This is a genomic window from Ruegeria sp. AH12 (genome assembly GCF_056541465.1).
Genome location: NZ_JBQFYL010000015.1, coordinates 18,790 through 39,356, shown reverse-complemented (window position 1 = coordinate 39,356; position 20,567 = coordinate 18,790). Strand labels below are relative to the sequence as shown.

Below are 20,567 nucleotides of genomic sequence, written 5' to 3'. Positions count from 1 at the left end.
CGTAATTCAAGGCCGTTAAAGTAGCTTTACAAACACCCGGTATTTCAATCTTCTTGCGCGCAGCGCCTCTGGGCCAGTTGAAGATTGTATCTGAAATTTTGGAGTATTCCTGTGCTTTCCAACAATGGTTTTCAAGGTGGTCAGAGCGACCCGGGAGAGTTCGTCAGCATATGGCTGGTGATCCGGCGCAATCTGCTTCCGGTGGCCTTCCTGTTTGGAATCGCAGTGATTTTGACGTCTCTGTACATGCGGACGGTTCCCGACAGGTATCGCACTGTCGCCCAGATGGTGCTGTCTTTGTCAGAGACACGATACAGTGACACGACGGGGCGTCTTGAAACCATTGAACTGGGTCGATCGAGTATCGAGACCGAGATCGAAAAGCTCAAATCCCGCGATTTCGCGGGTCAAGTAGCGGAAACACTGGGCTTGTTTGAGGATGATAGTTTCGTTTCTCGCATAAACCCCGATACCGGGCTCGAACAACCTGCGGCGCTGCATCGCGAGGCTGTGATTGACAAAGTTCTGGGCTCATACAGCCTGTCCCGCGCTGGCGAAAGCTTAGCGATTTCGGTGGAGGGTCGGTCCACAGATGCCGAACTGTCTGCTGCTTTGGCCAATACGGTCATCACGCAGTACATAAGTAACGAGCTTGGCGAACGCATTGATCGTTTGGATAAAAACATCGATGACGTACGGCGGCGTGTCAATTTGCTGGGCGAAGAACTTACCAGCAACGAAGCGGACCTGGCGAATTTCATCCGCTCGGACAATCTGGATGACGAGCAGCTGTTGGATCAATTGCGCAGCGCGGCCGAGCGGGCCCGCACCATCCTGTCCATTGGTCTGGAGCAAAACGTTCCGCCGGAAGAAGAACTGGCGTTGCGTGAAGAACTTGCCGCCGCTGAGGAACGGCTTCAACTCAGAACCCGGCAGGAGCTGACGCTGCTGCGCAAAGAGCGGGAAATCGAGCTGCTCAGATCGCGGTATCAGGCCTCGGTTGATGAATTGAATCTGCTGGAAACCCGAAGCGGCCAGATCGAAGCTGGCACAAGCCAGGTGTCGGTCGCCCGCGTTCCACAAGTGCCATACGCGCCCAATCGTGCGCTGACCGTTGCGCTGGCCGGAGCGATGTCGATCATGATCGGCTTTGTTCTGGCACTGATCCGGGAAGGGCTTGATCGAACAATCAAGACCGAGAAACAGATCTTCAATGCGACGGGGCTGCAGAACCTTGGCTATTTCATAAAGCAGAAATACGGGCCCAAAGGGCGTGCCGCAGCAGTGTTTGAGCCGATTGAGAACCCGCGGACTCCGCTGGCAGAAACGGCACGCGGGATTTTAACCAACTGCATCAAGTTTCAACACTCGAAGGTGGTACTGGTTTCATCGGCGCTGCCCAACGAAGGAAAATCGTTCATCAGTACGGTGTTGGCGACCACGGCGGCCGCAGATGGCATGAATGTCGCCCTTGTTGATCTGGATGTGTACCGCAAAGGGGCAACCAAGCTTCTGATCCCGGACAGTGCCGATATCAAATGCTCGGATCTCTATTCCCATGACATCGTCCCGCAACAGGTTGTTGGTGCTCAGGATGCGCCGGGTAAGTTGGACCTGATCACGGTCGAATCCCCAACGCGCGAGCTGACAGATGATGCCGAAATGAAGCTGCGCAAGCTGAAGGACACGCTGACATCCAGGTACGATCTGGTGGTGATCGATACCCCGCCCGCGCTAGTCATGGATGAGGTCTATCGGAACAACACATTGATTGACGCCGCGATCCTTGTGGTCCGTTGGGGCAGATCGCCCCAGGATGCCGTGCAGGCGGTCACGCGGCGCCTATCTCAGGCCGATGTCAATGTCATCGGAACCATCTTGAACGATGTCGATCCCAAAAAGTTCCGCTGGATCGGGTATGAAGGCTACTATGGGCACTATGACTATTACAAATAGCGCCTTGGAGATCGGCGGTTAGCAGGCTCGACCGGGGAAGGTGACATCCACGCGATCACATAGGTTGAATGACAAGATGATCAGCAGCGAAACACTCAAGCGACCTCGGTCATCGCTGGAAAGCGCCGAGTTTTTCTGCGTCGTCCTGGGTGTGCTGTTTTCGTCTTTTGCGTCTTTGCGTCATCCTGGCGCCTCCTTCACGGTCAGCGACTTTTTCATCACCTTCGGGCTTTTGTTTCGATTTATCAGGGCCATCCCGCTATACCCGATGCAGGCGGCCTCTTCGATGTGGTGGCTGGGTATCGCGATGCTGATGACCGGGCTGCTGATCGGCAGCATCGCCTATGGCGATCCGGTGGATGCCGTGGTTGTCCTGATCCAATACTTCTTTTCATTTGTCGCATTGCCACTCGCCATTCTTGGCCGCCCGCACAAAGAGGCGGTATTGCTCGCCAAAATGGGCGTTATGTCCGTTGTCATCAGCTGTCTTGTCGGCCTTGGGGCCTATTCAATCGGGTATAATGGCGGGCATCGACGACAGCTTGCGCTTGTTGCTGGCAACAACCGACTGACAGGATTGACCGACAACGCCAACGCCTTTGCGGCGATCATTGTGCTGTGGTTCCCGGTGCTTTGGTATCTCGGCTTGGTGCGCGCCTATAAGATGATTACATTTGCGTGCTTCTTCGCTTTGACCTTTACCGGGCTCATCTTCACCAGCTCCAACTCGAATCTGGCAGGCGCGTTGATCAGCGGCGCCATCTATCTGTTCTTGCTAGGAAAATTCCGCATCTTCTTCATCTGGTCGGCGGTGTTTGCCGTGACTGCCTGGGTGGGCGTTACATTTGCCGACAAGATCCTGCCGCAGAAATTTGTCGAACGCGTTCTTAGCCCTCTTCAACAAGGGAATATCGAGGGTGTCGGCACCTTCAGTGATCGTGCTGAATTGATGATTGAGGCCTGGCGGTTCCTACCCGACTACTATGTTCTGGGCATGGGGGCCGAGCAGTACCGAGAGCTCAGTTCACATGATCTGCCGGTCCATAATCTGTATCTGCTACTGGCCAACGAAGGTGGCCTGATGTCACTGATGGGTCTGCTGTTTTTGTATCTGGCAGCGGTTACCTATGCCACGCTGGCGGGTCCCGATACGCCGTATAGAACCGCGGCGCGCACGACGGTCATAACAGCGACGCTGACCTTTGCTGCGTTGATGGTGAGCTTCACCCACATCTACCATCGCGCGTATCTGGTGCCGTGGATTGTCTCAATCGGGCTTTTATACAGCCCTATGCGCCCGGATTGGCTACACAAGGCGCAGGCACGTGGAGGAACTTGACGCCTGCGCATTGCAGCAGGCGTTCGGATGGGCTGCACTTGGAACGCAAATAGAATGCTCAATGAAACCGAGCAGTCGCAAACATCTATGTTCGGAAGAAATGGTGCCCAGGAGAGGACTCGAACCTCCACGTCCATACGGACACTAGCACCTGAAGCTAGCGCGTCTACCAATTCCGCCACCTGGGCAGGTGTCGTGAAGGGGCGTTTAAGCCCAGCGACGGGGGGCGTCAACCGGATTCGGGAAGAATCCTGAAAGTTTTTTGAACCCGCTGATCCAGGCCTTGGATCGGACAAAATGCAATGGGTGTTGCGTGGCGATTTAGCGCCTTGTTCCGGGGCTATGTGGGCGTTAGGTCTATGGCGTACACTTCGAACAGGAGGCCTCTCATGTCCAAACTGGTCACGATCTATGGCGGGTCAGGTTTTGTCGGTCGCTACATCGCGCGGCGCATGGCGGGTGAGGGGTGGCGTGTCCGGGTTGCGGTACGGCGCCCGAATGAGGCGATGTTCGTCAAACCCTATGGCGTCGTTGGCCAGGTCGAGCCGGTCTTGTGCAACATTCGCGATGACGCATCCGTGGCGCAAGCGATGCAGGGTGCGGATGCGGTTGTGAACTGCGTGGGCGTTCTGAACGAATTGGGCAAGAACGAATTCCCGGCAGTTCAGGCCGAAGGCGCCGAACGGATCGCACGATTGGCTGCCGCGCAGGGCATTTCCCGTATGGTGCATCTTTCATCCATTGGGGCGGATGCCGAGGCTGAGAGCGAATATTCCCGCACCAAAGCGCAAGGTGAATCTGGCGTACTTCAGCATATGCCCGGTGCTGTGATCCTGCGGCCATCGATCATCTTTGGCACCGAAGATCAGTTCTTTAACCGCTTTGCCAGCATGGCGCGCATGGGTCCGTTCCTGCCTTTGGTCGGTGCGGGAACGCAGTTTCAGCCGGTCTATGTGGATGATGTGGCGCAGGCGGCGGTCAAGGGCGTTTTGGGGCAGGCAGCGGCTGGTGTCTATGAGCTTGGCGGGCCCGAGGTGAAAACCTTCCGCGCATTGGTTCAGCAGATGCTTGAGGTGATCCACCGTCGCCGGATCATTTTGGGTGTGCCCTTCTTTGTGGCAAAGATCATGGCCGGCGCGTTGGACATTGTGAAATTCGTCAGCTTTCAGCTGTTCCCCAACAATATCCTGACCCGCGACCAGCTCAAGAGCTTGCGTCACGACAATATGGTCTCGGATGGGGCTATGTCCTTCGAGGATTTGGGCATCGAGCCTACGACACTGGCGTCGGTACTGCCGGAGTATCTGTGGAAATTCCGTCCCTCAGGCCAGTATGATGACATTCAGAATTCAGCTAACAATCTTCGGACCTGATCAGCTGTAGGCGATGGCCAGCAGGATGAAGCCCAAGATCACGCGGTAGATCACGTAAGGCGTGAAACTGACGCTGCGCAACAGGCGCATCATCAGGCTTAGGGCCAGCAGTGCCGAGACAAAGGCGAAGGCCGCAGCGATTGCTCCGTCTTTTGCAAGCTGCGCATCCGCCTGCTGGATAACATCTACAGATAGCAAAACCCCCGAGGCGACGATGGTCGGGATCGACATCAGCATGGCGATCCGGGCGCCGTCCTCTCGGGTATATCCAAGTTGGCGTGCGCCGGTGATCGTGATGCCCGAACGCGAAGTGCCGGGGATCAGGGCGACGGCCTGCCACAGGCCCATGACAATTGCATCCCGCAGGCCCCAATCCAGTGCGGTTTTGGTTTGCGGTCCCTTCTGATCCATCCAATAGAGCAACAGGCCAAACAAAAGCATCGTCCAGCCTATTACCGCGATAGAACGCAATGCCTCGGCCAGTCCCGTTAGATAGAGGATCAGCCCAGCAATCACCGTTGGGATCGTTGCGATGATAAGCCCAAGTGCCAGCCGGGATTGCGGAGTATCCGGACGACCCAACAGGGCACGCGGTAAGCCGAGGATGGCGTCTTTCACGTCGCTCCAAAAATACAACACGACCGCGCCCAGCGTGCCCACATGAACAGCGACATCAATGGTTTGGCCCTGATCCTGCATCCCTGTCAGGTTTGGCAGCAGGATCAAGTGACCTGATGAAGATATTGGCAGAAACTCTGTAAGTCCCTGAATGACCGCCACCAGAATCAAGTGAAAGAGACTCATTTAACCTGCCGTACCGCTACCGTTTTGTGTTCAGGTTCATGGGTATTCCGGCGTCCGTAAAAAGGAAAGCAGGTTGATAGGTCCGAATCGGAACTAAAATTAACGCGAAAATTCGCCAGAATCTCTTCTTGCGAGCATTTTTTCTGAATTAGGTCAGTATAATTGACTTTTCATCTGAAATCGCATCTCGTAAAGAATGCCGACCAAGCCAATTCATGGAGTCTGACCCGTGGCCAAGCAACCGATGCTGAAATTTGTGCAGATCGACCGCGCCATGCCCGAAAAGCGTGCCGCCGATGACCGTAGAGAAGATTTTGACGAAATCTATGCGGAATTCGCTGCAGAAAAAGCGGCAGAGCAAGCCAGCCGGTGCAGCCAGTGTGGTGTACCTTATTGCCAGTCACATTGCCCATTGCACAACAATATTCCTGATTGGCTGAACCTGACAGCAACCGGTCGCCTGGAAGAGGCGTACCAAACCAGTCAGGCCACCAATACCTTCCCCGAGATTTGCGGTCGTATTTGCCCGCAGGACCGCTTGTGTGAAGGCAATTGTGTGATCGAACAGTCGGGACACGGCACTGTCACCATCGGCACGATCGAGAAATACATCACTGATACCGCCTGGGACAAAGGCTGGGTACAGCCCGTTGTACCGGCTGCTGAGCGTGGCGAAAGCGTTGGCATTATCGGCGGTGGCCCGGGCGGGTTGGCTGCGGCGGATATGCTGCGCCGCGCGGGTGTTCAAGTGACAGTCTATGACCGCTATGACCGTGCGGGCGGATTGATGATGTACGGAATTCCAGGCTTTAAACTGGAAAAAGATGTCGTACAGCGCCGCAATGACCTGTTGGCCGATGGCGGGGTTGAATTCGTTCTGAACTGCGATGTGGACGCAGCTAAGTTTGATGAAATTCGGGCGCAGCACGACGCCGTCATCATCGCTACCGGAGTATACAAATCGCGCGATTTGTCGATGCCGGGAAGCGGGCTGAATGGGATCGAAAAGGCCATCGATTTCCTGACTGCCTCGAACCGCAAAAGCTTTGGCGATGACGTCGAAGACTTCGACAATGGCCGCTTGAACGCTGCGGGCAAGAAGGTCGTTGTGATCGGTGGTGGCGACACCGCGATGGATTGTGTGCGCACCTCGATCCGACAAGGAGCGGTTTCGGTCAAATGCCTGTATCGACGTGACCGTGCGAATATGCCCGGCTCACAGCGCGAAACACAAAACGCCGAGGAAGAAGGCGTTGTGTTCGAATGGCTTAGCGCACCAAAGGGCTTCACCGGCGATGATAATGTCACCGGTGTGATGGTACAGAAAATGCGCTTGGGTCAGCCGGACGCGTCTGGCCGCCAAGCGCCCGAGGTTATCGAAGGCGCGGACTATGTCGAAGACGCCAATCTCGTGATCAAGGCGCTGGGCTTTGAGCCCGAGGACCTGCCGACCCTGTTTGACCAGCCCGATCTGCCCGTGACCCGCTGGGGCACCGTCAAGGCGACGTTCCAGACGGGTGAGACCGAAATGGACGGTGTCTATGCCATCGGGGATATCGTGCGCGGCGCCTCTCTGGTCGTTTGGGCGATCCGCGATGGGCGCGATTGTGCCGACGCGATCATCGAACGGTTCAACGCCAAGGCAGCGATTGCGGCCGAGTAGCCAACGCCCGCGACAGGAGAGTTCAGATGCCTGAATTGCAAGGCCAATGTATGTGCGGTGCGGTCACGATCAGCGCCACCCCAGCAAAGGATTCGCTTGGCGCGTGCCATTGCGACCAGTGTCGCCGGTGGACCAGTTCAATGCTGGTGACGTTTCCGGCCGAAACCGGATATGCCGCTTTGGGCCCGGTCAAGACGTTCACATCGTCCGATTGGGCCGAACGGGCGTTCTGCGCCGACTGCGGATCGGCGCTCTGGTACCGGATCACGCTGCCGGGCGAGATGCACGGACAAACGCAAATGGCGGCAGGCCTGTTCCCAGACACAGGCAACGCGCTGCAACTGGAACTTTATATCGACAAAAAGCCCGACGGGTACGCGTTCGCAGGTGAACGCCGGCAGATGACCAAAGCAGAGGTCGAAGCCATGTACGCCTTGCCGGAAGAAGGAGACAGCCAGTGACCAAATATGATGCCGATTGGGTCCGAGCCGAAGAAGCCAAACGTCAATGGATGGACGAACACGGTCTCTATTCCGAGGAAGAGGAGCATTCTTCCTGCGGTGTTGGCCTTGTTGTCTCGGTTGACGGCAAACCATCGCGCAAGGTGGTGGATGCCGGGATCGATGCGCTTAAGGCAATTTGGCACCGGGGCGCTGTCGATGCCGATGGCAAGACCGGCGATGGTGCGGGTATCCATGTGCAAATCCCTGTTCCGTTCTTCTACGACCAGATCCGTCGCACCGGCCATGAACCCAACCTGGATGAGTTGATTGCCGTTGGTCAGGTCTTTCTGCCGCGCACCGATTTTGGTGCGCAGGAGCAATGCCGGACCATCGTGGAAACCGAAGTTCTGCGTATGGGCTACTATATCTATGGCTGGCGCCACGTGCCGGTTGATGTCACCTGTCTGGGTGACAAAGCCAACGCGACCCGGCCCGAGATCGAACAGATTCTGATCTCGAACTCGAAAGACGTCGATGAAGAGACGTTCGAGCGCGAGCTGTATGTGATCCGCCGCCGTATCGAAAAAGCGGCTGCAGCAGCGGGGATTTCCGGTCTCTATCTGGCGTCGCTATCCTGCCGGTCGATCATTTACAAGGGCATGATGTTGGCCGAGCAGGTGGCGGTGTTCTACCCCGACCTGATGGACGAACGCTTTGAATCGGCCTTTGCGATCTATCACCAGCGCTATTCGACCAACACTTTCCCACAATGGTGGCTGGCGCAGCCGTTCCGAATGTTGGCTCATAACGGCGAGATCAACACGCTGAAGGGCAACATCAACTGGATGAAAAGCCATGAGATCCGCATGGCCAGCGGAACCTTCGGTGACTATGCCGAGGATATCAAGCCGATCATCGCAGGTGGATCGTCGGATTCGGCCGCATTAGACTCTGTTTTTGAGGTTCTGGTTCGCGCGGGCCGTTCGGCGCCCATGGCGAAAACCATGCTGGTGCCGGAAAGCTGGTCCAAGCAGGCGGTTGAGCTGCCGCAGGCGTGGCGCGACATGTATTCCTATTGCAACTCGGTGATGGAGCCGTGGGATGGCCCTGCTGCTCTGGCTATGACAGATGGTCGTTGGGTTTGTGCCGGTCTGGACCGCAACGGTCTGCGACCGATGCGGTATGTCGTCACCGGTGATGGCTTGGTCATCGCGGGGTCCGAGGCCGGGATGGTGCCGATTGACGAGGCCAGCGTGACCGAAAAAGGCGCTCTGGGGCCGGGTCAGATGCTGGCTGTGGACATGAAAAAGGGCAAGCTGTTCCGCGACAAGCAGATCAAAGACAAACTGGCGCGTGCGTTGCCCTTTGGCGAATGGGTCGGCAAGATCAATGATGTTGATGAATCACTTGCCGGAGTGACCGAGACGCCGATCTTTTCGGGCGAAGAACTGCGCAAGCGCCAGATCGCAGCGGGCTATTCTGTCGAAGAGTTGGAGCAAATCCTGGCCCCTATGGCCGAGGATGGCAAAGAATCTTTGGCCTCAATGGGGGATGACACACCGTCAGCGGTTCTGTCCAAGCAATATCGCCCGCTGAGTCATTTCTTCCGTCAGAACTTTAGCCAAGTGACCAATCCGCCCATCGACAGTTTGCGCGAATATCGCGTCATGTCGTTGAAAACACGGTTCGGGAACCTGAAGAACGTGCTGGACGAAGACAGCAGCCAGACCGAGATCATCGTGCTGGAAAGCCCCTTTGTCGGTAACGCGCAGTGGGACAAGCTGGTTGAAAACTTCAACTCTCCGCTGGCCGAAATCGACTGTACCTTTGAACCCGGGCGTGGTGCTCTGAATGCCGCTTTGGCTCGTATCAGAGCCGAAGCAGAAGAGGCTGTGCGTTCGGGTGCAGGGCATCTGGTATTGACTGATCTGAACTCGGGTCAGGGTCGTGTTGCTATGCCGATGATCCTGGCGACCAGCGCGGTGCATTCGCATCTGACGCGGCAGGGGCTGCGGACGTTCTGTTCGCTGAACGTACGGTCCGCCGAATGCGTCGATCCGCATTACTTCGCGGTTCTGATCGGCTGTGGTGCGACCGTGGTGAACGCCTATCTGGCCGAGGATTCGCTGGCCGACCGTATTGATCGTGGCCTGTTGGACGGCTCGCTGACCGAAAACGTGGCGCGGTATCGCGAAGCCATCGATCAGGGCCTGTTGAAAATCATGGCCAAGATGGGGATTTCGGTGATCTCGTCCTATCGCGGCGGTCTGAACTTTGAAGCCGTGGGCCTCAGCCGCGCCATGGTGGCCGAGTATTTCCCCGGTATGACCAGCCGGATCTCGGGTATCGGCGTCACCGGTATTCAAACCAAGGCCGAGGAAATCCATGCCAAAGGCTGGGACAGCGGTCTGGACGTGCTGCCCATCGGTGGTTTCTACAAGGCGCGCAAGTCGGGTGAGACCCACGCGTGGGAAGCGACCTCGATGCACATGATGCAGATGGCCTGTAACAAGGCGTCCTACGAGCTGTGGAAGCAGTATTCGGCCAAGATGCAGTCGAACCCGCCGATCCATCTGCGTGATCTGATGGATTTCAAACCGCTGGGTAAGCCGGTGCCGATTGAAGAGGTCGAATCGATCACCTCGATCCGCAAGCGGTTCGTCACGCCTGGCATGTCGCTGGGCGCGCTGTCGCCCGAGGCGCATAAGACGCTAAACGTGGCGATGAACCGGATTGGTGCGAAATCCGACTCGGGTGAAGGTGGCGAAGATCCGGCCCATTTCGTGCCGGAACCCAATGGTGATAACCCATCGGCCAAGATCAAACAGGTGGCCTCGGGCCGGTTTGGTGTGACCGCCGAGTACCTGAACCAGTGTGAAGAGCTGGAGATCAAGGTCGCCCAAGGCGCGAAACCCGGTGAGGGTGGTCAGCTGCCCGGCATGAAGGTCACCGACCTGATTGCGCGTCTGCGGCATTCGACCAAGGGCGTGACCCTAATTTCACCGCCGCCGCACCACGACATCTACTCGATCGAGGATCTGGCGCAGCTGATCTATGACCTGAAACAGATCAACCCGCGCTGCAAGGTAACGGTGAAGCTGGTGGCGTCCTCGGGCGTTGGCACGATTGCAGCCGGTGTGGCTAAGGCAAAAGCGGATATCATCCTTATTTCGGGTCACAATGGTGGCACCGGCGCCTCGCCTGCAACCTCAATTAAATATGCTGGACTTCCGTGGGAGATGGGCCTGACCGAGGCGCATCAGGTTCTGGCGATGAACAATCTGCGCGACCGCGTGACCCTGCGGACCGATGGTGGCCTGCGGACCGGTCGTGACATCGTTATGGCCGCGATGATGGGGGCCGAGGAGTACGGCATCGGCACCGCTGCGCTGATCGCGATGGGCTGTATCATGGTGCGTCAGTGCCAGTCGAACACCTGCCCGGTCGGCGTGTGTACCCAAGACGAAAGCTTACGCGCCAAATTCACCGGCAATGCGGATAAGGTCGTCAACCTGATCACTTTCTACGCACAGGAAGTGCGCGAGTTGCTGGCCAGCCTTGGTGCACGTTCGATTGATGAGATCATCGGTCGGGCCGATCTTCTGGCTCAGGTCAGCCGGGGCTCGGCTCATCTGGACGATCTGGACCTGAACCCGCTGCTGATCACCGTCGATGGCGCGCATGACATCGTTTACAACCGCGACAAGGACCGCAACGCGGTGCCCGATACGCTGGACGCCGAGATCGTGCGCGATGCGGCGCGGTTCCTCAAAGACGGTGAAAAGATGCAACTGTCCTACGCGATCCAGAACACGCACCGGACGGTCGGCACCCGTGTCTCCAGCCATATCGTGCAGAATTTCGGCATGCGGAACACGTTCCAGGATGACCACTTGCATGTGAAACTGCAGGGTTCAGCAGGCCAGTCGCTGGGCGCGTTTGCGGCGCCCGGTCTGAAACTGGAAGTGTCGGGCGATGCCAATGATTACGTGGGCAAGGGTCTCTCGGGTGGCATGATCGTCGTGCGCCCGCCGCAAGTCAGCCCGTTGAAGGCAGATGACAACACAATCATTGGCAACACCGTCCTATACGGTGCCACCGATGGCCATCTGTTCGCTGCAGGCCGCGCGGGTGAGCGGTTTGCCGTGCGTAACTCGGGTGCCAAAGTGGTGATTGAGGGCTGCGGTTCGAACGGGTGTGAATACATGACGGGCGGTGTTGCCGTCATTCTGGGTGATATCGGTGCCAACTTTGGCGCGGGCATGACCGGGGGTATGGCCTATCTGTACGACCCAGAGGGCAAGGCCGAATTGCTTATGAACATGGAAACGCTGGTAACTTGCCCGGTGACCGTCGACCATTGGGAAGATCAGTTGAAATCGCTGATCGAACGTCACGCTAGGGAAACCTCAAGTCGTAAGGCCGCGGATATCTTGCAACATTGGGATGTAGAGAAGGTTCATTTCCTTCAGGTCTGCCCCAAAGAGATGCTGAACAAGCTCAGCCATCCACTGAGCATTGAGGCAACCGCAGTCCCGGCCGAATAGTTCTGTGGCCCTTTTTGGGTTGAGGACCCCGCGTGTGCTTTGACACAAGCGGGGTTCTTCTCAATCAGGGCTTTTCGCCACAATTTTGCCACATCCTCATAAACCAAATATAAATTTTGCCATAGTTTGATCTGGAATTTCTGCCATATTGCGTTTCAACACACGTGAGTACACCGGAGGCATCAAATGCCAACGACATATCTTGATCAGTTCTATTCGTTTGACCCTGCGAATCCGCCCCCAGGTGGCACGGCGGTTGTCGTTGACAAGTTCAACCTGACCGATGTGGATGATGACGGCGAAATCGACGCGCCTAGCGGGGATACCGTAAACGGTCAGGACGTCACCGCGTCATGGCCCGGCGATACCGTGACGATCAACGTAACTGGTGTTGGCAATGTAACCTATACCGGTACAACCTTTTATCTCGCTGACGGAACACGGGTCTTTACACCGACGGACGGTCAGGTGTTGCAACCTGGCACGTTTGTCTCGTCGACCTTTGTGAATACGCAGGGACCGCTGGATGTTGGTGATCTGGGCCCACCCTGTTTCACGCCAGGAACGATGATCGCAACACCAGAAGGCGAACGCCCGGTGGAAAGCCTGACGGCTGGTGATCTTGTGATGACGGTGGATCATGGTCCACAGCCTTTGATCTGGGTTGGCGAAACCAAGGTCGAGGCACAGGGTAAATTTGCCCCAATCCGGTTCGCGGCGGGCGTGTTGGGCTTGGAACGACCTTTGTTGGTTTCTCCGCAGCACCGGATGCTGATCGACGATTGGCGAGCGGGTTACATGTTTGGCTATAGCGAGGCGCTGGTAGCCGCGCATACCTTGGTCAATGGCGATACGGTGACACGTGTCGAAGGTGGCGAGGTTGTCTATTTCCATTTGCTGTTCAAGCAGCATGAAATTGTCATTGCCAACGGGGCCAAAAGCGAAAGCTACTACCCCGGCCATGCGCTGACGGCGTCGGAACGCGACACCCAGGCCGAAATCCTGCGGCTGTTCCCAGAACTGAATGCGCGCGATGCAAAACTGCCTGATACCGCCCGGCCTGTGGTTCCGCCGCGCGAGGCGCGGGCAATCGCAATATAGGCCGTTCCAAAGCAGCGGCACGCGTCGTATAGCTGGGATATGGCAAAGAAAGCAGCCCGCAAATCGAGCGGTAAGAAAAGCAAGGCACGCAAAAAGATAGAACCATTGGGTCAGAAGCTGCGCCGTTGGGTAACGCGCGCAGCATTGGGTGTTGTGTGCTTCTTTTTTGCGCTGGTGTTGCTCTACTCTGTGGTGAATCCACCGATCACCCATACGATCTGGTCCGAATGGCGGCGGCTGGGCAAAGTCGAGCGGGATTGGGTTCCCATCCAAGAAATCAACCCGATCATGGCACGTTCGGTCGTTGCGGCTGAGGATGCGAATTTCTGCCTGCATTGGGGGTTTGATGTCGCCGCTATCCGTGATGCATTGGAGGATGGCGGCAATCGTGGTGCCTCGACCATTACGCAGCAGGTCGTAAAAAATGTGTTCCTGTGGCAGGGCCGCAGCTGGGTGCGCAAGGCGATGGAAACCTCGCTTACGCCGGTGGTCGAGATTTTCTGGAGCAAGCAGAGGATACTTGAGGTGTACCTGAACGTCGCCGAAACCGGTACAGGTGTGTTTGGAGTTGAGGCTGCGGCACAGCGCAATTTCGGTGTCAGCGCGGCGAACATGACGCCGACACAGGCAGCGCGGGTCGCGGCGATTTTGCCCTCACCTCGCAAACGGTCGGTCACGGATCCATCGGTGTTTACCCGCAGGCGGGCTGCGGCCATCCTGCAGGGGGCGGCCACCATCCGCGCAGATGGTCGCGCGGATTGTTTCGAGGATTGAAACTCATCGCCTCTCGGGGCTAAAGCTGAGAAGTACTCACTGGTTCGATTGGAAGCCCATGGCGCGTCTGTTTCACGTTCCCCTATCCCCTTATTGCCGCAAGGTTCGGCTGTCTCTGGCGGAAAAGAAGATCGAGGTCGAACTGGTTGAAGAGAAATACTGGGAACAGGACCCGGATTTCCTGCGCCGTAATCCGGCGGGTAAAGTGCCTGTCTTGCGGTTGGATGGGCAGATCATGTCAGAAAGCGCGGCAATCTGTGAATACATCGAAGAGACGCGACCCGAACCGCCTCTGATGCCGAAAACGCCCGAGGCGCGATTTGAAGTGCGCCGCTTGGTTGGGTGGTTCGATGACAAGTTTCATCATGAGGTGACATCGAAACTTCTGTATGAGCGGGTGAACAAGAAGATGACCGGACAGGGCTATCCGGACAGCAAGAACGTCAAGGAAGGTGCGCGGGCGATCAAGTATCATCTGGATTACATGGCGTGGCTGCTGGATCACCGGCGGTGGCTGGCCGGGGATCAGATGACCCTGGCGGATTTCGCGGCAGCGGCGCATCTGTCCGCTTTGGACTATATTTCAGATGTGGATTGGAATCGCAGCGCTGCGGTTAAGGATTGGTACGCCAAGATCAAGTCGCGCCCTGCGTTCCGGTCGATCCTGGCGGATCAGGTGCCAGGGTTTCGGCCTCCGCCCCATTACGCCGATCTGGATTTCTGATAAGGTGGTAAGGGGGCTGTCTGCCCCCTCTTGGCCCTACGGACCAATTCACCCCCGAGGATATTTCTAGCCAGATGAAGAGTGGATCGGGTTTAAAAGACAAGCTGGTCGAGCAGGCTCTGGCCGAGGGGTTTGTATCCTGTCGGGTGTGTCGGCCGTGGGATGTGCCCCAAGTGCCTGCGCGGTTGGAAGCCTTTTTGGAGGCCGGGTATCATGGGCAGATGGGCTGGATGGCCGAACGGACCCATTGGCGTGGAGACCCGGCGGCGCTGTGGCCTGAGGCGCGGTCTGTGATCATGTTGGCCGAAAGCTACACGCCCGAGCATGATCCGACCCAGGTTTTGGCCCATCCCGAACGCGGGGCGATTTCGGTTTATGCGCAGAACAAGGACTACCATGACCTGGTCAAAAAGCGCCTGAAGCGATTGGCGCGGTGGTTGATTGCCGAGTCCGGCGGCGAGGTGAAGGTGTTCGTCGATACGGCTCCGGTGCCCGAGAAGGCCTTGGGGCATGCCGCCGGGCTGGGTTGGCAAGGTAAACACACCAATCTGGTGAGTCGAGATTGGGGAAATTGGGCCTTTATAGGGTCTGTTTTTACCACGTTGGAGTTACCTATGGACATTCCTGAGGTCGATCACTGTGGATCATGCCGTGCGTGTTTGGACAGTTGCCCGACGGATGCGTTTCCGGCCCCGTATCAGTTGGATGCGCGGCGGTGTATTTCATATCTGACCATCGAGCATAAAGGTCCTGTTGACGGTGATTTAAGGGATAAGCTGGGCAACCGGATTTACGGTTGCGATGATTGTCTGGCCGCCTGCCCCTGGAACAAGTTTGCCGTTGCGGCGAGCGATATTCGGTATGCGGCCCGCGATGACCTGAAAGCTCCTGTATTGGCGGACCTGGCGGTGCTGGATGACGCCGGGTTTCGGGCGAAGTTCTCAGGCTCGCCGATCAAAAGGATCGGGCGGGATCGGTTTGTCCGCAATGTGTTGTATGCAATTGGGAACTCCGGGCAGCCAGCGTTGCGTTTGGTTGCCAAGGCTTTGACCGAGGACCCTGATCCGACAGTGGCTGATGCGGCGCGCTGGGCGGTTCAACGATTGACTTGAATGCCGCAAACAGGCTGGACGTGTCGGTCCAAACCGCTACACCCATCCAAAGCGAACGAATGGAGGACCCGATGGCGCTGGCTTTGGGGGTGGATACGGGCGGAACCTATACCGATGCGGTCTTGATTCGGGATGAGGCTGAGGTGGTTGCCTCGGCCAAATCACTGACCACGCGGGCTGATCTGGCGATTGGCGTGGGTAAGGCGATCTCGGCGGTGCTGGATCAGGCGCTGGTTACGCCCGATCAGATCTCCATGGCGTCGCTTTCGACGACCTTAGCGACGAATGCGCTGGTCGAGGGACAAGGTGGCCGGGTCGCGCTGATCTATATCGGGTTCAAGGAAAGTGATCTTAAAAAGCATGGGCTAAGGGATGCGTTGAAAGATGATCCAGCGCTGATTGTGGCCGGTGGGCACAGTCACGCGGGTGGTGAGGCTCAGCCATTGGATATCGAGGCTTTGGAGGGTTTCTTAGACTCTCATAAAGGGGTTTCCGGCTTTGCGGTTGCTGCGCAGTTCGCGACACGCAATCCGGCGCACGAGCTGGAGGCAGCGCGGATCATCTCGGAAAAGACGGGCGCGCCCGTCACATGTTCTCATCATCTGTCGGCCAAGCTGAACGGGCCGAAACGCGCTGTGACAGCCGTTTTGAACGCGCGTCTGATCGGGATGATCGACCGGTTGATCGGGCGCGCGCAGGATCAGTTGCTGGCGTTGGGTATCACGGCCCCGATGATGGTGGTGCGCGGTGACGGCGCGTTGATGAGCGCAGAACAAGCACGTGAGAGGCCTATCGAGACGATCCTCAGCGGTCCTGCAGCTTCGATTGTGGGTGCGCGCTGGTTGACGGGGGCCGAAAACGCTCTGGTCTCGGATATTGGGGGGACGACGACTGATGTGGCACTGATCCGCGATGGGAAGCCCGCGATTGACCCCGCGGGGGCACAGGTTGGTGGGTTTCGCACAATGGTTGAGGCCGTGGCAATGCGCACCCATGGGCTAGGCGGCGACAGCCAGGTGCATGTGGTGACCGAAGGGCTGGGCGGTGGCGTTTTCCTGGGGCCGCGACGGGTTCTGCCCGTTTCCCTCATCGCTTCGGAGGCGCCTGAAGTGGTGCATTCGGTGCTTGACGAACAACTGCGTTCAACCACGGTTGGAGAGCATGATACCCGGTTTGCCCGTCGCGTGCCGGGGGTTCACGCGGATGGCGTTGGCGCGCGAGAAGAGGTTTTGCTCGATCGGCTTGGCGATCAGGTTCTGCCGCTAAGCGCTTTGTTGCGGACGCGAATGGAGAACGGGGCGCTGACTCGTCTGGTGGATCGCGGGATTGTACAGATCTCGGGTATTACCCCGTCAGATGCCAGCCATGTGCTGGGGCGAGTCGATGCCTGGGATGCCGATGCTGCGCGCAAGGCACTGGAGCTGGTGGCCCGTAAGCGGGTCGGGTCCGGTGATATGCTGGCGGCATCGCCTGAACAGTTGGCCCAGATGATCATCGACCAACTTACCGAACAGACCAGTTTGACCTTGTTAGAGACCGCTTTTGCCGAAGAAGCTGATGATTTCGACCTGCCCGCCAAAGACCTTGCCTGCCATGTTTTGACCCAGCGAGGTTTGGCACAACACCGGGGTTTGCTGGCTTTAGACGCAGCGTTGAATGTGGATGTGGTGGGGCTGGGCGCGTCCGCCCCCAGCTATTACCCTGCTGTGGGGGATCGGTTGCGCTGTCAGATGGTGTTGCCGGAACATGCTGGTGTCGCCAATGCCATCGGTGCGGTGGTCGGGCGGCTGACCTTGCGGCGGTCGGGCACCGTCACATCGCCTTCTGAAGGGCGATACCGCGTTCATCTGGAAGATGGTCCGCGGGACTTCGGCGCATCCGATGAGGCGCTTGCGCTGTTGGAGCAGGTCCTGCGTACTGAGGCTGAGGGTGCGGTAAGGGATGCCGGGGCCGACGATATTCGGGTGGTCGTCGACCGCGACATCCGAACAGCCCGGATTGAAGAACGGGACGTGTTTGTCGAGGCGATGCTTACCGTTGAGGCCACTGGCCGCCCGCGCGTGGCGGCCGGGTAGCCCCCTCAGACCTCTGAGAGGGGCCGATGTTTATTCTGCCGCGTCGCGCTTGGGCAAGACCCAATCGGGGCGCGGAAAGTGGCAGGTATAGCCGTTGGGAATGCGTTCCAGATAGTCCTGATGCTCTGGCTCGGCATCCCAGAAATCACCCACGGGTTCTAGTTCGGTCACCACCTTACCGGGCCACAGACCGCTGGCATCCACATCGGCAATCGTATCCAGCGCCACCTGTTTCTGTGCTTCGTCGACGTAGTAAATGGCCGAGCGATAGCTCATCCCGCGGTCATTGCCCTGACGGTTCGGGGTGGTTGGATCATGGATCTGGAAGAAGAATTCCAGCAGTTCCCGATAGGTGATGCCTGCAGGGTCAAACCAGATTTCAATCCCTTCGGCATGGGTGCCGTGGTTGCGATAGGTGGCGTTGGGCACATCGCCACCAGTATATCCGACGCGGGTGCGCGATACACCGGGCAGTTTGCGGATCAGGTCCTGCATGCCCCAAAAGCAGCCCCCTGCCAGAACGGCGCGTTCAATGGTCATCAGATTTCCTCCACATGATTCAGGTAGTCGCCGTAGCCTTCGGCCTCCATCTCATCGCGATGAATAAACCGTAGGGCGGCTGAGTTGATGCAATAGCGCAGCCCGCCCTGGTCACGCGGGCCATCAGGGAATACATGCCCCAGATGGCTGTCACCGTGTTTCGAGCGGACCTCGGTTCGGATCATACCATGGGTGGTGTCGCGAAACTCCTCCACATGTTCATGGATGATGGGTTTGGTAAAACTGGGCCAACCACAGCCGGATTCGTACTTATGGGTCGACGCAAACAAGGGTTCGCCCGAAACGATATCCACGTAGATGCCGGGTTCCTTGTTGCTCAGGTGTTTTCCAGTTCCGGGTCGTTCGGTACCATTGCGCTGAGTCACGTGGAACTCTTCAGGGGAAAGAGCGGCAATGGCCTCGGGGTCTTTTGTATAGCGGGTCATGTCGTCTCCTTTTCTTGTCTTTTGCCCAATATTTGGGGTCTGAGCGCGGGAAAGCAAAGTCATATTTCAGAGGCCTCTCGCCTTCGTGCAAGTGATCTGCCGGCCCGTTTCGGACGTAGAATTCTTAAAAGGAGGATGGTCAATGTTGAGACTACTGCTTTTGACGGCTTTGATATTGGTGGGACGTGTAGTTCAGGCGGCCCCGCTGGTGGGTGAGTTTGAGTCGATAGATGGCGGCACGCTGTCGATCGAAGACTGGCGTGGGCAGCCGGTTTTGGTTGTAAACACGGCGTCTCAATGCGGGTTCACCGGGCAATATGCTGCTTTGCAAGATGTGTATGAGGCTTACGCGGACCAAGGTCTTGTGGTTCTGGCCGTTCCGTCCGATTCCTTCAATCAGGAGCTGGAATCAGCAGATGAGGTCAAACAATTCTGCGAAATGAACTATGGTTTGACCCTTCCGATGGCGGATATCACACCGGTCACAGGCCGAAACGCACACCCGTTCTATCAGGCGGTTGCCAGTCAGACAGGCTTTGTGCCCAACTGGAATTTCAACAAGATCCTGATTGATCCCAACGGCGAGGTTGCGGCGACCTTCGGATCGAATGTCAGGCCAGACTCGCGTAAACTGTTGTCTCAAGTCGAAGCGCTGCTGCGCTGAGCGGGTTGCCGGGACATCTGCACGGCCAAGATGCCGAGGGTCGTGACCGCAACGCCCAACAGGTCCAACGGCCCAAGTTTCTCTCCGAGTATGATCGCTGCGACGGCAACCCCAAAGACCGGGTTCAGAAAGTGGAATGTGGCCGCGCGGGTGGCGCCGATACGGTCGAGCAACAGGAACCAGATCAACGTCGCCAGAAGGCCGGGGAAAAGGGTTGTGTAGATGAACGCCAGCGCCAGAGGGACGGTTGGGTTGATATAGATGCTCTCGAAAACAGGCGCCGCAACGAATAGAACCGCCGACCCCACCAGCATTTGAAGGCCAACAACCATCATGAAGTTCCCGCCCGAGGTCGCACCCCGCACCGCAAGCGTGGCAAAAGTCAGCGCCAGGGCACCGATGCCGCACAGCATCACACCAAACAGGTCGATCCCAGCGGTAACGCGGCTGCTCATGATCAGCGCGACCCCGGCGAATCCGGCCAGTAGGCCGAGTACCCCTAGGGGCCGAAGTTTATCCTCAAGAAACAGCCAACCGGCCAGCGCCACTAGCAAGGGCATAGTCGACGCGATGATGGCTGCAACCGAGGCTTCGATCGTTTGCATCGCATAGAAATTCAGACCCAAATACAGGGCATTTTGGCATATTCCGAACAGAATAGTCGCCCGCCACTGCGCCCGCGTTAGCGCCCAGCTTTGCCCCATAGCGCGTGCAATGGTGACGCCGATCAGGCCAGAAATCAAAAACCGCAGGGCAAGGGAGAACAGAGGTGACGCATCGGCCACGATGATACGGGCCGAGGTGAAGGCCGAAGACCAGATGAACGCAAATGTCAGCCCCATGGCAATGGCGCGTAAATCCATATCGGCCCCCTATCGATTTGTCGGGACTGTTTCTGAATTTCCTAGGGTGTGCAAGCGGCTGTTTATTCGGTGTAAAGAGGGATGTGAGCAAAGCTGCAGGCGACGGATGTGCTTAAATGTGGCCAGACGCGATCATTAAACAA

The 20,567-nt window shown here is 57.5% G+C and carries 16 protein-coding genes and 1 tRNA gene; 12 read left to right on the top strand and 5 right to left on the bottom strand.

Translation table 11 applies throughout. From position 1 onward, the window contains the following. Window positions 1-111: 111 nt before the first annotated feature. Window positions 112-1,956, top strand: coding sequence for a GumC family protein (locus ACR0EL_RS17800; protein WP_480501402.1), 1,845 nt, complete (start codon window positions 112-114; stop codon window positions 1,954-1,956). Window positions 1,957-2,032: 76 nt separating this feature from the next. Further along, on the top strand, window positions 2,033-3,295 hold the full coding sequence (locus tag ACR0EL_RS17795; protein ID WP_480501401.1) for an O-antigen ligase family protein: 1,263 nt from the start codon (window positions 2,033-2,035) through the stop codon (window positions 3,293-3,295). A gap of 101 nt (window positions 3,296-3,396) precedes the next feature. Here ACR0EL_RS17795 and ACR0EL_RS17790 read toward each other — a convergent pair. Beyond that, window positions 3,397-3,483, bottom strand: a tRNA-Leu gene (locus tag ACR0EL_RS17790). 201 nt (window positions 3,484-3,684) lie between these two features. Here ACR0EL_RS17790 and ACR0EL_RS17785 point away from each other — a divergent pair. Continuing rightward, window positions 3,685-4,668 (top strand): complex I NDUFA9 subunit family protein, encoded by a 984-nt coding sequence (locus tag ACR0EL_RS17785; RefSeq protein WP_480501400.1) that lies wholly within the window; start codon window positions 3,685-3,687, stop codon window positions 4,666-4,668. On the opposite strand, the gene ACR0EL_RS17780 is transcribed toward ACR0EL_RS17785, so the two are convergent. Continuing rightward, window positions 4,669-5,472: an undecaprenyl-diphosphate phosphatase gene (locus ACR0EL_RS17780; protein ID WP_480501399.1), complete on the bottom strand. Its 804-nt coding sequence runs from the start codon at window positions 5,470-5,472 to the stop codon at window positions 4,669-4,671. Between the two features lie 229 nt (window positions 5,473-5,701). Between ACR0EL_RS17780 and ACR0EL_RS17775 the strand changes: the two genes are divergently transcribed. The 8 genes from ACR0EL_RS17775 (at window position 5,702) to ACR0EL_RS17740 (ending at window position 17,911) form a co-directional block, all read left to right on the top strand. Then, a complete protein-coding gene (locus ACR0EL_RS17775) occupies window positions 5,702-7,135 on the top strand; it encodes an NAD(P)-dependent oxidoreductase (protein WP_480501398.1) in 1,434 nt (477 codons plus the stop codon). Window positions 7,136-7,161: 26 nt separating this feature from the next. After that, window positions 7,162-7,596: a GFA family protein gene (locus ACR0EL_RS17770; protein ID WP_480501397.1), complete on the top strand. Its 435-nt coding sequence runs from the start codon at window positions 7,162-7,164 to the stop codon at window positions 7,594-7,596. Then, on the top strand, window positions 7,593-12,125 hold the full coding sequence (gene gltB / locus ACR0EL_RS17765) for a glutamate synthase large subunit (protein WP_480501396.1): 4,533 nt from the start codon (window positions 7,593-7,595) through the stop codon (window positions 12,123-12,125). Before ACR0EL_RS17770 ends, gltB begins: the two co-directional genes overlap by 4 nt. 186 nt (window positions 12,126-12,311) lie before the next feature. Continuing rightward, complete coding sequence (locus tag ACR0EL_RS17760; protein WP_480501395.1) at window positions 12,312-13,226, top strand: Hint domain-containing protein; 915 nt, start codon at window positions 12,312-12,314, stop codon at window positions 13,224-13,226. A 39-nt stretch (window positions 13,227-13,265) separates the two neighbouring features. Next, window positions 13,266-14,000 (top strand): monofunctional biosynthetic peptidoglycan transglycosylase, encoded by a 735-nt coding sequence (mtgA, locus tag ACR0EL_RS17755; protein ID WP_480501394.1) that lies wholly within the window; start codon window positions 13,266-13,268, stop codon window positions 13,998-14,000. Between the two features lie 58 nt (window positions 14,001-14,058). Next, complete coding sequence (fzlA, locus tag ACR0EL_RS17750; protein WP_170534489.1) at window positions 14,059-14,724, top strand: FtsZ-binding protein FzlA; 666 nt, start codon at window positions 14,059-14,061, stop codon at window positions 14,722-14,724. Window positions 14,725-14,798: 74 nt separating this feature from the next. Beyond that, window positions 14,799-15,836 carry a tRNA epoxyqueuosine(34) reductase QueG gene (gene queG / locus ACR0EL_RS17745; protein WP_480501393.1) on the top strand — a complete coding sequence of 346 codons (1,038 nt, stop codon included), beginning with the start codon at window positions 14,799-14,801 and terminating at the stop codon, window positions 15,834-15,836. 71 nt (window positions 15,837-15,907) lie between these two features. After that, window positions 15,908-17,911, top strand: coding sequence for a hydantoinase/oxoprolinase family protein (locus ACR0EL_RS17740; protein WP_480501392.1), 2,004 nt, complete (start codon window positions 15,908-15,910; stop codon window positions 17,909-17,911). Between the two features lie 30 nt (window positions 17,912-17,941). Here ACR0EL_RS17740 and msrA read toward each other — a convergent pair whose 3' ends face one another. Further along, window positions 17,942-18,451: a peptide-methionine (S)-S-oxide reductase MsrA gene (msrA, locus tag ACR0EL_RS17735; RefSeq protein WP_353013836.1), complete on the bottom strand. Its 510-nt coding sequence runs from the start codon at window positions 18,449-18,451 to the stop codon at window positions 17,942-17,944. Further along, complete coding sequence (msrB, locus tag ACR0EL_RS17730) at window positions 18,451-18,897, bottom strand: peptide-methionine (R)-S-oxide reductase MsrB (protein ID WP_480501391.1); 447 nt, start codon at window positions 18,895-18,897, stop codon at window positions 18,451-18,453. The genes msrA and msrB overlap by 1 nt, the downstream gene beginning before the upstream one ends. 142 nt (window positions 18,898-19,039) lie before the next feature. Here msrB and ACR0EL_RS17725 point away from each other — a divergent pair, with 142 nt between their 5' ends. Then, window positions 19,040-19,561, top strand: coding sequence for a glutathione peroxidase (locus ACR0EL_RS17725; RefSeq protein ID WP_480501390.1), 522 nt, complete (start codon window positions 19,040-19,042; stop codon window positions 19,559-19,561). Here the strand turns inward: ACR0EL_RS17725 and ACR0EL_RS17720 are convergent. Next, complete coding sequence (locus ACR0EL_RS17720) at window positions 19,537-20,424, bottom strand: DMT family transporter (protein WP_353013840.1); 888 nt, start codon at window positions 20,422-20,424, stop codon at window positions 19,537-19,539. The two genes, ACR0EL_RS17725 and ACR0EL_RS17720, sit on opposite strands and share 25 nt — an antisense overlap. Between the last annotated feature and the right edge of the window lie 143 nt (window positions 20,425-20,567).